At 38.8% G+C, this 13,649-nt stretch carries 13 protein-coding genes; all 13 read left to right on the top strand.

Annotated elements, in window-relative coordinates:
• Positions 1–6 precede the first annotated feature (6 nt).
• The 13 genes from trpS (at position 7) to fliJ (ending at position 13,649) form a co-directional block, all read left to right on the top strand.
• The gene (trpS, locus tag BMY66_RS02660) at positions 7–1,014 is read left to right on the top strand and encodes a tryptophan--tRNA ligase (protein WP_044934097.1); all 1,008 of its coding nucleotides are present in this window, start codon (positions 7–9) and stop codon (positions 1,012–1,014) included.
• Positions 1,015–1,098: 84 nt separating this feature from the next.
• A complete protein-coding gene (locus tag BMY66_RS02655) occupies positions 1,099–2,634 on the top strand; it encodes a YifB family Mg chelatase-like AAA ATPase (protein WP_090394037.1) in 1,536 nt (511 codons plus the stop codon).
• Positions 2,634–3,731 (top strand): DNA-processing protein DprA, encoded by a 1,098-nt coding sequence (gene dprA / locus BMY66_RS02650; protein WP_044934101.1) that lies wholly within the window; start codon positions 2,634–2,636, stop codon positions 3,729–3,731. The genes BMY66_RS02655 and dprA overlap by 1 nt, the downstream gene beginning before the upstream one ends.
• 124 nt (positions 3,732–3,855) lie before the next feature.
• Positions 3,856–5,928 carry a type I DNA topoisomerase gene (topA, locus tag BMY66_RS02645; protein WP_090394036.1) on the top strand — a complete coding sequence of 691 codons (2,073 nt, stop codon included), beginning with the start codon at positions 3,856–3,858 and terminating at the stop codon, positions 5,926–5,928.
• A 137-nt stretch (positions 5,929–6,065) separates the two neighbouring features.
• Positions 6,066–6,842 carry a GTP-sensing pleiotropic transcriptional regulator CodY gene (gene codY / locus BMY66_RS02640; RefSeq protein ID WP_044934105.1) on the top strand — a complete coding sequence of 259 codons (777 nt, stop codon included), beginning with the start codon at positions 6,066–6,068 and terminating at the stop codon, positions 6,840–6,842.
• A gap of 286 nt (positions 6,843–7,128) precedes the next feature.
• Positions 7,129–7,524, top strand: coding sequence for a flagellar basal body rod protein FlgB (gene flgB, locus BMY66_RS02635; protein WP_033153966.1), 396 nt, complete (start codon positions 7,129–7,131; stop codon positions 7,522–7,524).
• A gap of 31 nt (positions 7,525–7,555) precedes the next feature.
• Complete coding sequence (gene flgC, locus BMY66_RS02630) at positions 7,556–8,011, top strand: flagellar basal body rod protein FlgC (protein WP_033153967.1); 456 nt, start codon at positions 7,556–7,558, stop codon at positions 8,009–8,011.
• 17 nt (positions 8,012–8,028) lie between these two features.
• Positions 8,029–8,331 carry a flagellar hook-basal body complex protein FliE gene (fliE, locus tag BMY66_RS02625; RefSeq protein ID WP_033153968.1) on the top strand — a complete coding sequence of 101 codons (303 nt, stop codon included), beginning with the start codon at positions 8,029–8,031 and terminating at the stop codon, positions 8,329–8,331.
• A 26-nt stretch (positions 8,332–8,357) separates the two neighbouring features.
• Positions 8,358–9,968: a flagellar M-ring protein FliF C-terminal domain-containing protein gene (locus BMY66_RS02620; RefSeq protein WP_090394035.1), complete on the top strand. Its 1,611-nt coding sequence runs from the start codon at positions 8,358–8,360 to the stop codon at positions 9,966–9,968.
• A gap of 3 nt (positions 9,969–9,971) precedes the next feature.
• Entirely contained in the window at positions 9,972–10,979 is a 1,008-nt protein-coding gene (gene fliG, locus BMY66_RS02615) for a flagellar motor switch protein FliG (RefSeq protein ID WP_033153970.1), read from the top strand.
• Positions 10,972–11,859: a FliH/SctL family protein gene (locus BMY66_RS02610; protein ID WP_090394034.1), complete on the top strand. Its 888-nt coding sequence runs from the start codon at positions 10,972–10,974 to the stop codon at positions 11,857–11,859. Before fliG ends, BMY66_RS02610 begins: the two co-directional genes overlap by 8 nt.
• A gap of 10 nt (positions 11,860–11,869) precedes the next feature.
• Positions 11,870–13,180, top strand: a complete 1,311-nt coding sequence (gene fliI, locus BMY66_RS02605; RefSeq protein ID WP_305809632.1) for a flagellar protein export ATPase FliI — start codon at positions 11,870–11,872, stop codon at positions 13,178–13,180.
• Positions 13,181–13,193: 13 nt separating this feature from the next.
• Positions 13,194–13,649, top strand: a complete 456-nt coding sequence (gene fliJ, locus BMY66_RS02600) for a flagellar export protein FliJ (RefSeq protein ID WP_044934116.1) — start codon at positions 13,194–13,196, stop codon at positions 13,647–13,649.

Raw genomic sequence — 13,649 nt, 5'->3', positions numbered from 1 at the left:
AACATTATGGAAAAAGAGAAGAAAGTATTATATTCAGGTATGCAGGCAACAGGAAAGCTTACCATTGGCAATTATATAGGAGCATTAAAGAACTGGGTAAATCTTCATGAGGATTATGATTGCTTCTTTGGTGTTATGGATTTACATTCCCTTACAGTTAGACAGAATCCTACAGAATTTAGACAAAATGCAAGAAGAATCTATACACAGTATGTGGCTGCAGGACTTGATCCTCAGAAAAACTGTATTTATTTTCAGTCACATGTGCCAGCACATGCTCAGTTAGGTTGGATTCTTGACTGCTACACATACATGGGCGAGCTCAACCGTATGACTCAGTTCAAGGATAAGTCTGCAAAGCATGCAGATAATATCAACGCTGGTCTATTTACATATCCTGCATTAATGGCTGCAGATATTCTTTTATATCAGGCTGATTTAGTTCCAATCGGGGCAGATCAGAAGCAGCATTTGGAAATCTGTAGAGACGTTGCAGAGCGCTTCAACAACATCTATGGTGATGTATTTACTATTCCTGAGGGGTACTTCCCTAAGGCAGGTGCAAGAATTATGTCTCTTGCTGAGCCAACAAAGAAAATGTCTAAGTCAGACGAGAATGTTAATGCTACAATCTATCTTATTGATGACAAGGATACTATTATCCGTAAGTTTAAGAAAGCTGTTACAGATTCAGATGCTGAAGTAAGATATGATGTTGAAAATAAGCCAGGCGTATCAAATCTTATGGAAATCTACGGCGTTGTTACTGGCAAGTCTATGGATGAAGTTGCTAAGGAATTTGAGGGCAAAGGATACGGTGATTTCAAGCTTGCTGTTGGTGAAGCAGTAGCAGATATGCTTGAACCATTCCATGTTCGTTGTGCAGAGCTTGAGAAGGATAAGGCATATATCGACGGTTGCATTAAGGAGAACGCTGAAAAGGCATCTTATTTTGCAAATAAAACTCTTCGCAAGGTTCACAAGAAGCTTGGTTTAACAGAGATGATTAGATAATAATGATATTGTTTTTAAGACAGGAGTGTGCTATGATAGCTCCTGTCTTTTTCTATTTTCAATTTTAATTCCAGAGGAGTTTAATTGTATAGTATTGTAAATACCGCTACTATTTTCGGTATTGATTCTAAACTTATATCTGTGGAAGCAGATATATCTGAAGGTATGCCCATTTTTGAGATGGTGGGTTATCTTTCATCAGAAGTGAAGGAAGCGAAGGAAAGGGTGAGAGCTGCATTAAAGAATGCAGGCTATGCACTTCCTATAAAGCGAATCACGGTCAATTTATCACCAGCAAGTATTAGAAAAACAGGAGCAGGCTTTGATTTGCCTATTGCTGTGGCTATTTTATCTGCTATTGGAATAATTAATTGCGAGAAGCTTCCATCTATATGTCTGTGTGGTGAAATAGGCTTAGATGGCAAAATTCAGCCTGTAAATGGCGTATTATCCATGGCTATGGAGGCCAGAAGGAATAATTTGCAGATAATGATTGTTCCTAAAGATAACTTAGTGGAAGCTAGGTTGGTAAACGATTTGACAACAATTGGCGTAAGCCAGATTTCAGAGGTAATCGAGCTACTAAATGAAGGTGTCTTCGAAGCTAAAGGAGAAGCACTTGAAATAGAAGAAACATCTCAGGAAGTCATGGAGTACGATTTTTCCATGATTAATGGACAGCAGGCCTTAAGAAGGGCTTGCGAGGTAGCTATTTCAGGCATGCATAATATGCTTATGGTTGGACCGCCAGGAGCAGGGAAATCCATGATAGCGAAATGTATTCCTTCTATATTACCTGCTATGGATTCAGATGAGCAGTTAGAATTATCAAAGATTTATTCTGTGTGTGGTATGTTTGATGAGCGTGGCGGTCTTATGAAGAAAAGACCATTTAGAAGCCCACATCATACAGTGTCCCCTCAAGGATTAGTTGGTGGAGGACAGAATCCAAAACCAGGGGAAATATCCTTGGCTCATGGAGGCGTCCTGTTCTTAGACGAGCTTACTGAGTTTACAAAGTCCACCATAGAAATGCTTAGACAGCCTCTTGAGGATAAAAAGGTCAATATTTCTAGGGCATCAGGAAGCTTCACCTTCCCGGCAGATTTTGTAATGGTGGCTGCAATGAATCCTTGTTCTTGCGGATATTATCCGGATTTGAACAGATGTCATTGTAGCAGGATGTCAATTCAAAGATATTTGGCCAAGATATCTCAACCGCTACTTGATAGAATAGATATTTGTGTAGAAGCGCCTACTTTGAATTTTGCACAGATTGCCTTACGTCAGAAAAACGAATCATCTGCTGATATAAGACTCAGAGTTGAGCGTGTTCACGAAATTCAACGTAAGCGATACAAGAATTATGACTTTAAGTTTAACAGTCAGATTCCTAGTAGCCATATAGATATGTTTTGTCCACTGAAGGCTGAAGAAGCTAAATATATGGAAGAGATGTATGAAAAGTACTCCCTTACAGCCAGAACCTATCACAAGGTACTGAGAGTGGCTAGAACTATAGCGGATATGGATGGCTGCGAGGACATTAGTCTTTTACATCTTCAAGAGGCTATTTGCTATCGAGGCCTAGATAAGCATTACTGGGAGGAGGGAATCTGATGGATAAACACCTTTACCAGTATTGGTTTATGCGAAACGAAGATATAACGTATTCAAAGAAGCATAAACTTATTGATTATTTCTACGATAGTTATAATATCTATTTTGCAACGAAAAAGGATTTGGTGGATTCAGGACTTGTGGATAATAAAACAGCCGATGTTTTTATAAACAATCGAGCAAAGTTTGACTTATCCAAAGAGTATGAGGAGTTTTCGCATTCACCTTTTTCTTTTGTAACGATGGAGGATGTGACATATCCAGATAAGCTAAGAAACATCTATGACAAGCCATATGGCCTTTATTATGTTGGGAAAATGCCTTCTTTTGAAAGGGCGATTTCCATTGTAGGGGCTAGGCAATGTAGCGCTTACGGCAAAAGACTTGCTCTCCAAATTGGAGAGAAGCTTGGACAAAATGGATACACTGTTATTAGTGGAATGGCCAGAGGAATTGATGCTTATGGCCATAAAGGATGTATAGATGCAGGGGGTAAAACTATAGCAGTTTTAGGAAGTGGCTGTGATGTGATTTATCCTACTGCTAATAGATTATTATATGAAGAGATAGTTTCATCTGGTGGAGCAATTATTTCTGAATATCAGATGGGAACAAGCCCGGTAGCAATGAATTTTCCTAGACGAAATAGGATAGTTTCAGCTCTTTCAGATATTGTTGTTGTAATTGAAGCAAGAGAGAAATCTGGTTCTTTAATTACGGCAGATTTTGCATTAGAGCAAGGCAAAGATATTTTTGTTACTCCTGGAAGAATAGGGGATTCATTAAGCGCTGGAACCAACAAACTTATTGCCCAAGGGGCAGGAATCATATACGACACAGATCAGTTTATAGCTGATATAACAAATTTTTATGGACTAAATCCGAAGAAAATTAACACCGAAAAGAAGCCTAAAATTATTCTATCGGAGGAGCAGAAAAGGGTATATAAATTGTTTGATGATTATCCTAAAAGCATTTCCACAGTTATAGAGGAAAGTGGCATGGATTATCTCAATTTATTGTCTGTTGTGCTTTCGTTAGAACGGCTTGAATTGCTTTCTGAAGTGTTCAAAAATAATTACGTAAAAACAGCGTGATTTGTTGATGGATTTTATATGAAAATTATTAAATTGTTTTGTCAATAGGTAAAATTTTCCTTGAAAAGAAAAAAATAATGTTGTATAGTGATTTTCGATTTCTTTGTGAATAGGAGCAAAAAACATGGCAAAAAATCTAGTCATTGTGGAGTCACCAGCAAAGGTGCATACAATCAAAAAGTTTTTAGGTAGCAATTACGAGGTAATGGCATCCCAGGGCCACGTTCGTGATATGCCTAAAAGCCAGCTTGGCTTTGACCCTGAGAATGATTTTGAACCTAAATATATAACAATTCGTGGAAAGGGCGAGCTTCTTGCTGCACTTCGTAAAGAAGTGAAGAAAGCAGATAAGATTTATCTCGCAACTGATCCCGACCGTGAGGGAGAGGCTATTTCATGGCATCTTACTCACGCACTCAACTTACAAGATAAAAAGGTATATCGAATTACCTTTAATGAGATTACAAAGACTGCTGTAAAGAATTCACTTAAGAATCCTAGAGAAATTGATATGGATTTAGTTGATGCACAGCAGGCGAGACGTATGCTTGATAGAATGGTTGGATACAAGATTTCACCACTTCTTTGGGCAAAGGTTAAACGTGGCCTTTCAGCAGGTCGTGTACAGTCTGTTGCTCTTCGCATTATTTGCGACAGAGAAAAGGAAATTGAACAATTTATTCCACAGGAATATTACACTCTTGATGTATTGCTTGATGCAAAGGATGCGAAAAAGCCTATAGTGGCTAAGTATTATGGTGATACATCTGGCAAGAAGGATATTTCTGACAAGGAAAGCCTTGATAAAATCATGTCTGATTTAAAGGGCGCTGATTTTAATATTGCTTCAATCAAGCGTGGAACAAGGGAAAAGAAAGCTCCATTACCTTTTACTACATCTACAATGCAGCAAGAGGCATCAAAGGCTTTGAATTTCTCAATTCAAAAGACAATGAGCGTTGCTCAGCAGCTTTATGAAGGTGTTAGCGTTAAGGGACACGGAACAATCGGTCTTATCACTTATCTTCGTACTGATTCAACAAGAGTATCAGATGAAGCAAGAGCAGCAGCAGAACAATTTATTACTGGCAATTACGGTCAGGAATATTTATCAGCCCCTGTAAATGCAGGTAAGAAAAATAATGGCAAGGTTCAGGATGCTCATGAAGCAATCCGTCCTGCTAATATCGAATTGATTCCATCTGAGATTAAAGAAAGTCTTACTAGAGATCAGTTTAGATTGTATCAGCTTGTATGGAAGAGATTTGTGGCAAGCCAGATGGCTAATGCTGTTTATGATACAGTTTCATTAAATGTTCAAGCAAAGAATCATGTATTTACAGCATCTGATTCTTCAATTAAGTTTGATGGATTTATGATGATTTATGTTTCAGCAGATGATGAGGCAGAGTCAAAGACACATCCATTATCAAAGCTTACAGAAGATACAAAGCTTGGATTTAATTCTTTTGAGGAAAAGCAGCATTTTACACAGCCAGCGCCTCATTTTACAGAAGCATCTCTTGTAAAGACATTGGAAGAGCTTGGAATCGGTAGACCATCTACCTATTCACCTACCATTACAACTCTTTTAAAGCGTCATTATATTACCAAAGAGGCTAAAAACCTTTTTGTTACAGAGCTTGGCGAAGTAGTCAATTCAATTATGGAGGCTTCATTCCCTATAATTGTTGATGATAAATTTACTGCAAACTTGGAATTACTGCTTGACGGTGTTGAAGAGGGAACAGTTGAATGGAAATCTGTTGTAAGAAACTTCTACCCAGACCTTGAAAAGGCAGTTGAAGTGGCAGAAGAGGAACTTGCAAAAGTTGAGATTCATGATGAAGTTACTGATGTTATCTGCGAAGAGTGCGGAAGAAACATGGTAATTAAGTTTGGGCCTCATGGTAAATTCTTAGCTTGTCCAGGATTTCCAGAATGTAGAAATACAAAACCATTCCTTGAAAAGATAGGAGTGCCATGCCCTAAGTGCGGCGGCGATGTAGTTATTAGAAAGTCTCAAAAGGGAAGAAAATTCTTCGGATGTGCAAATCATCCTGAATGTGACTTTATTAGCTGGTCAAAGCCAACCACTGAGAAGTGTCCAAAGTGCGGAACTTATATGGTGGAAAAGGGTAATAAACTTGTTTGTGCAAATGATGATTGTAGATTTGTAGAAAATCAGAATAAATAGTAGTAAATTTTCTGAAATTTATTGCGATTTGTTCTAATCGGTGCTATAATTGGTACAAATTTCACATTAGTTCGGGGACGTCAGTTAGATTGATTTGGCACAATACAGTGTTTAGATTCAGGAGGAATACATTTTAAATGAGCGTACAGTTATTAGACAAGACAAGAAAGATTGGAAAACTTCTTCACAATAACAATTCATCAAAGGTTGTTTTCAACGACATTTGCTCTGTACTTACAGAGATTTTGGATTCTTCAGTACTTGTTATTTCTAAGAAGGGTAAGGTCCTTGGACTTTCACACTTACCAAACACAACAGAAATCGGTGAGTTAATCGTTGACGAGGTTGGCGGATTTATTGATCCACTTTTAAACGAGAGATTACTTTCAATTCTTTCAACAAAGGAAAATGTTAACTTAAAGACATTAGGTTTTGAAAAGTCTGATATTGATATGTACTCAGCAATCATCGCACCAATTGATATAGCTGGTGAAAGACTTGGAACACTTTTTGTATACAGATTCGATAAGCAGTACGATATCGATGACATCATCCTTACAGAGTACGGTACAACAGTAGTAGGACTTGAGATGATGCGTTCAGTAAACGAAGAGTCTGCAGAAGAGAACAGAAAGCTCCAGGTTGTTAAGAGTGCTATTTCTACACTTTCATACTCAGAGCTTGAAGCTATCATCCATATCTTTGATGAGCTTGATGGAAACGAAGGCGTTCTCGTTGCTTCAAAGATTGCTGACAGAGTTGGTATAACAAGATCAGTTATCGTAAATGCTCTTCGTAAGTTTGAGTCAGCTGGTGTAATTGAATCTCGTTCATCTGGTATGAAGGGTACATACATCAAGGTTCTCAACGACGTTGTATTTGATGAGCTTAACGAGATCAAGAAAAATAAATAATTAGGATTCTTTTAAAGGGACTTACATTTGTAGGTCCCTTTTTTGTTATAATTCATAACTTAAACACAAAATTATTTTATGATGAAAGTGATTATAAGATGGAGATTTGTATTCTATATTTCCACAATATTCGCGAAATACAACACTATTAATGGCAATTGAGTAAATGAATGAAGGACACTATTTCTTGTGTTTAGATTTTATAAAATATACTACATGATGTAAAAAAGCCTTGTGTTTTTTTACATATAATTTATAATTAAATTAGTCTAGGAGGATTGTATATATGATTAGTTCAGATGCATTTGGATATATCAACTTACTTGATAATACAGCAGATGTGAGCTGGCAGCGCCAGACACTTATTATGAATAACATTGCAAACGCTACAACTCCTGGTTATAAGAGACAGGATATAGAGTTTGAGAGTGTTCTTAGAAAAGAACTTATCAATACTCATGAGCGTTCCTTGGAAAGAGCGGTTAATGTCTTAGACGATGATGGAAATCATGTTGATGGCATTGAATATACAGATTACGAGAATTATTCTTACAGACTTGATGGCAACAATGTTGACATGGACACAGAAAACGTAGAGCTTGCTTCTGAACAAATCAGATATCAAACTCTTACAACTAGTGTCAACAACGAAGTTGGACGTTTCAAGTCAGTTATTTCATAAGCATGATTGTTAAATAAACGGAGGAAAGGCTATGGGATTATTTCAACCTTTTGACATTGCTGCATCAGGTATGACAGCACAGCGTTTCAGAATGGATGTTATCGCTGAAAATATTGCAAATGTCAACACCACTCGTACAGAGAATGGTGGCCCTTACACACGTAAAATAGTTACATTTCAGGAAAAACAGTTAAAGGCAGGCACTCCTTCTTTTAGAAATATTCTCAAAGAGAGTACAGCTGCATACAATGGAAATGGTGTAAAGGTTTCGAAGGTATCTGAGGATACAGAGACAGACTACATCATGGAGTACGATCCATCTCATCCAGATGCTGACGAAAATGGATACGTTCGCTATCCAAATGTAAACACTGTTACAGAGATGACTAACCTTATCGATGCCAGCCGTGCATACGAAGCAAATACCACTGCATTCCAGGCTATTAAGTCAATGGCGACAAGCGGTATTTCAATTGGACAGGGATGATATTAAAGGAGAATTAAATGGACGTTAGTTCTATTCAGAGTTTATATGGCGCAACGCCAGTTACATCAAGCGAAACAAAAGTAAACGCAGATACAGGATTTCAAAGCATGCTTAATTCTGTTATGAGCTTATTAGAGGATACAAACTCACAGATTCAACAGGCTCATAAAGAAGAAGTTGCGTTTCAGCTTGGTGAGACAGACAACACTCATGATTTGATGATTGCAGAGCAGAAGGCAAACATTGCATTACAGTATACTGTAGCAGTTCGTGATAGAGTGCTTGAGGCTTATCAGCAGATTATGCAGATGCAGGTCTAATTAGGTATTATTAAAGGGAGAACAATATGCCAGAACAAATTCAAGCTATCATTAATCGAATACTTGAATGGTGGAGAAAGTTTACTAGAAGACAGCAGGTGTTGATAGTATCAATTACTGCTGTTGTTATTGTGTCATTTATAATATTAGGAGTGATTATTTCTCGTCCTACTATGGTTCAGTTAATCCAGTGTGAGGACGGAGTGCAGGCAGCATCGGTTAAACAGCTCCTTGACGACGAAGGAATCGCATACGAGACAAGTGAGGATGGCTTTACTTTCTATATTGAGGACAAGGATAAAGCTAATGCCAATGTTTTACTTGGATCTAATGACATTCCTAGTTCAGGATACTCTATCAACGATGTTGTAGACGGAAGCTTTTCTACAACCGAGGCTGACAAACAAAAGAAATATAAGCTTTATCTTGAAAATCAGTTTGAGGAAATGTTGGAGTCTCAGACTGCTGTTAATTCTGCAACAGTTATTCTTACTATTCCTGAGCAGGATGGAACAATTCTTGCTAGAGAAGCAGATTCATACGCCAATGTTACACTTGATTTAAATTCACAGATTTCAGGAGATACAGCTGCTGGCTTAGCTAGAGCGCTTGCTGTCAATCTTGGAAATGATGATACAGAGAATATCTTTATCATGGATACAAATGGTAATGTTTTATTCTCCGGTGGTGACGCAGTTTCAGCTGCAGGAAATGCTAGCGCAAATCAGGATGTTCGAGAGAGAGCTAGTAATGAAATCGTAGATAGAGTACATACTGTTTTGGAAGGCACAAACCTTTATGATGATATTTCTGTAGGCGTTAATCTTTCAATGAATTTCGATGAAAATAGCTCTGTTACTTACGATTATTCAGTAGATGAAGGTCGTACAGAAGGCTATTTAGATAGTGAGTCAGGTTCAAACTCAACCAACACTTCAGGTGCTGGTGGCGTGCCTGGTACAGATTCAAATGACGACGATACTACTTATGTAATCGAGGATGGTACTCAGTCTGAAAGCACAACAGAAGAATTCTACAGAGATTATCTTCCAGATGAAACTATCACAAATCACACAGATGAAATGGGTAAGAGAGAGCTTGATAATTCTTCAATTTCTGTTACCTGTAAAACATATGCAATCTACAATCAGGACAAGATGGAAGACGACGGTACTCTCGAGGAATTGGGACAGACATTTGATGAATTTGTAAAAGAAAATTCTGATCCAGTTCAGCTTGAGGTTACAGATGATATTGTGGAAGTAGTTGCACAGGCTACAGGATTCCCAACATCAAGCGTTAAAATCGTAGCTTACGAGATTCCAATGTTCCAGTATTCTGAGGGTTCAGGAATTGGGCTTACAGATATCCTTCAGATTGTACTTGCAGCACTTATCTTCTTAATGCTTGGCTTTGTTGTATTCAGAAGTATTCGTACAGAAGAAGAGGAGCCTGTGGAGCAGGAGCTTACAATTGATGATTTGATTGCTTCTACACAGGAAGAGGAAGAAGAGCTTGAGGATATCGGTTATACAGAGAAGTCCGAAGCTCGAATATTAATAGAAAAATTCGTAGACGAAAAACCAGAGGCTGTAGCACAGCTTTTGAGAAATTGGCTAAACGAGGATTGGGGATAAGCTATGGCTACTGAAGATTTAAATGGCGTACAAAAAGCGGCTATACTTCTCATCGCTCTTGGTCCGGAGAAGTCTGCTCAGATATTTAAACATCTCAAGGAAGAGGAAATCGAAGAATTAACACTTGAGATTGCTAATACCAGGAGCATTTCTCCTGCCTTGAAGGAAGAAGTTATAGAAGAGTTCTATCAGGTTTGTCTTGCACAGCAATATATCGCAGAAGGTGGTATTGGCTACGCAAAAGAGCTTTTGGAAAAGGCTCTTGGCGACGACAGGGCTCAGGACGTTATCACAAAGCTTACTGCATCTTTGCAGGTTCGACCATTCGAGTTCATTCGAAAGACCGAGCCTTCTCAGGTGTTGAACTTCATACAGGACGAACATCCACAGACAATTGCTATGATTCTGTCATATCTGTCTGCTGGTCAGGCATCCCTTATTATCGGTGCTTTGCCTCCAGAAAAGCAGGCTGATGTTGCAAAGCGTATTGCTATGATGGATAGAACCAGTCCTGAAGTTATTAAAGAGGTTGAGCGAGTGCTTGAAAGAAAGCTTTCTTCACTTATCAATCAGGATTACACTATCGCCGGCGGTGTAGATGCGGTAGTAAACATTTTAAATACAGTAGACCGTGGTACAGAAAAGCGTATCATGGAGTCTCTGGAAATCGAAGAGCCAGAGCTTGCTGAAGAAATCAGAAAGAAGATGTTCGTATTCGAGGATATCTTGCTTCTTGATGATAGAGCTATTCAGCGTGTTCTTAGGGATGTTGATAACTCTGATCTTGGTGTGGCTCTTAAGGGAGCAAATGATGAGGTTCAGGCGGCTATATTCAAGAACCTTTCTTCTCGTCTTGCTGCAATGATCAAGGAAGATATGGAATTCATGGGCCCTGTACGTATGAAAGATGTAGAGGAAGCACAGCAGAAGATTGTAGGTATAATCAGAAAGCTGGAGGATTCCGCAGAGATTGTAATTTCAAGAGGTGGAGGAGACGAGCTTGTTGTCTAGTAATAATGTCATTTACGGCTTCCAGGTTGCACCAAATCTTCCAGATGAGGAAGGCGAAACTGAGCAGCTTGTAATTGACTCAAATGAATTAGCTAAGCAGCTGATTCTTAAACAAGAAAGAGAATATAAAGCGAAGCTTCTCGAAGAAGAGCGAGAGCGTCGTTTAGCTGCTATGCGTGAAGCTGGCGAGGAAATTCCTGATGGAATGGATGCTGATGAGTTCTTAGGCTTAGCCGATACTATCATGCAAAAGGATGAGCCGGATGTATCTGCTCAGGTAGAAGAGCTTTTAGAAGATGCCAGAAATCAAGCGCAGGCTATTATTGATGATGCTAACGCCCAGGCACAGGAGATTCTCAATGCAGCTCAGCTTAATGCTGATGCTATGAAAAATCTTGCTCGTCAGGATGGAGAAAAGGAAGGATACAACGAAGGTACTCAAAGAGCGGCGTTGGAGCTTCAGGATGCTCAAGTTCAAATGAGAGCAGAGGTTGAACGTGTTCAAAATGAGTATATGGAGCGTCAGCTTCAAATGGAGCGCGAAATCGTTGAAATGTGTCTTCCTGTATTTGAGCATGTGTTTGCTGCAGAGTTGTCAGGTCGAAAGGATGTAATATATCATCTTTTAGATCATTGTATTATGAAAATTGAGCGTACTGGCCAGATGCAAATCAAGGTCAGCGATGCAAATGCAGAATATATAAAGAGCAAAAAAGATGAGATTCAAGGAAAGGTAGGAGCTGAGGTAGGACTTGATATTATCGCAGATCCCCTTTTGAATGATGACCAGTGCATTATCGAGACTGATGGTGGAATTTTCGACTGTAGTATCGATACCGAACTGGACAATCTTATTAGAGAGATAAAAGCCTTGAACTAAGGAGAATGATTTGGACCAAAATTCACTAATGCAGCTTGTTGAAAAGGATTATTTTAAATCTCTCGGCAAGGTGGTTAAAGTAGTTGGACTTACAATTGAATCAGTTGGGCCTGAGGCCAAGCTACGTGATTTATGTGAAATCATTGTAGAAGGCTCTGAGGAAAGAATAAAAGCAGAGGTTGTCGGTTTTAAAGATAAACGTCTGCTTTTGATGCCTTATGAGAATGTAGAGGGAATCGGCGTAGGATGTATGGTTGAAAATACCGGGCATCCTCTGGAGGTTGCTGTTGGAAATGAGTTATTAGGCCATTTGGTTGATGGACTTGGAGTGCCATCGGATGTTGATGATTTAACTCAGTTTGACAACATGGTTAATTATCCAGCAGAAGCTGATCCACCAGATCCAATGTCTCGTGTAATCATAAAGGAGCCTTTGTCTTTAGGAGTAAAGGCCGTTGATGGTTTGATTACTGTAGGTAAGGGACAGAGAATTGGTATTTTTGCTGGCTCAGGTGTTGGTAAATCTACACTTATGGGTATGTTCGCTAGAAATACAAAGGCTGAAATAAATGTTATCGCTCTTATTGGAGAGCGTGGACGAGAGGTTAGAGAATTCGTAGAAAATGATTTGGGCCCAGAAGGCATGGCTCGTTCCGTAGTAGTTTGTGCTACCTCTGATAAGCCGGCCTTAATCAGAAAGAAGGCTGCATTGACAGCTACAGCTATTGCTGAATACTTTAGAGACCAGGGAAAAGACGTCCTTCTTATGATGGATTCACTGACTCGTTTTTCTATGGCACAAAGAGAAATCGGCCTTGCATCGGGTGAGCCTCCTGTTACACGAGGATATCCACCTTCAGTATATTCTGAAATGCCTCGTCTTTTGGAAAGAGCAGGTAATTCTGCTGTTGGTTCAATTACAGGTCTTTATACCGTACTTGTTGATGGTGATGATTTCAACGAACCTATCACTGATACAGCCCGTTCAATTTTGGATGGACATATTATGCTTAACAGAAAGTTGGCTCAAAAGAATCATTACCCAGCTATTGATGTGCTGCAGTCTATTTCCAGAGTTATGTCTGCTGTAGCTACACCAGAGCATAAAGCTGTGGCAGGTAAGCTTAAAAATGTTCTTGCCACCTATCAGGAAGCAGAAGATTTGATTAATATTGGTGCATACAAAAATGGTTCAAACAAATCTATTGATTATGCTATTAAAAAGATTGATGCTGTTAACGAATTCTTGTTACAGCAGACACACGATAGATTTGAGTATGATGATATTATTGAGCAAATGACAGCTATATTCCAGGATTAATAAGGAGTGAATTATGGCGAAGTTTGTTTACAGAATGCAAAACATTCTAGAGCTAAAACAGAAAATCGAAGAACAAGAGAAAGCTAATTTTGGAATGGCTACTGCCAGGTTCAACGAAGAGCAGCAAAAGCTACGAGAGTTGATGATTAAGCAGGCAGGCTATGAAAGACAGTTAAAAGAGCTTTCTATTGGTGATATTGATATTAGTAAAATCAAAACCTGTAAAAATGCAATTTCTTCGATGAAGGTTGCCCTTCGTGATCAAATGATAGAGCTTTCAAAGGCCCAAAAAGCAATGGAAGTTGCTAGAAAAAAGCTTAATGAAGTTATGATGGAGCGAAAGATGCATGAAAAGCTTAGAGAGCATGCGTTTGAGGAGTTCCTGGATGAGCTTGATTATGAAGAGAGCAAGATTACAGATGAGTTGGTTAGTTATTCATATTTTAATGCAGAGAAAGAGGAAGAGTAA

It is taken from the genome of Pseudobutyrivibrio sp. C4 (assembly GCF_900111635.1).
GTDB classification, from domain to species: Bacteria; Bacillota; Clostridia; order Lachnospirales; family Lachnospiraceae; genus Pseudobutyrivibrio; species Pseudobutyrivibrio ruminis.
Note: the sequence above shows the minus strand (reverse complement) of the source record. Positions and strands in the feature narration are given on the sequence as shown.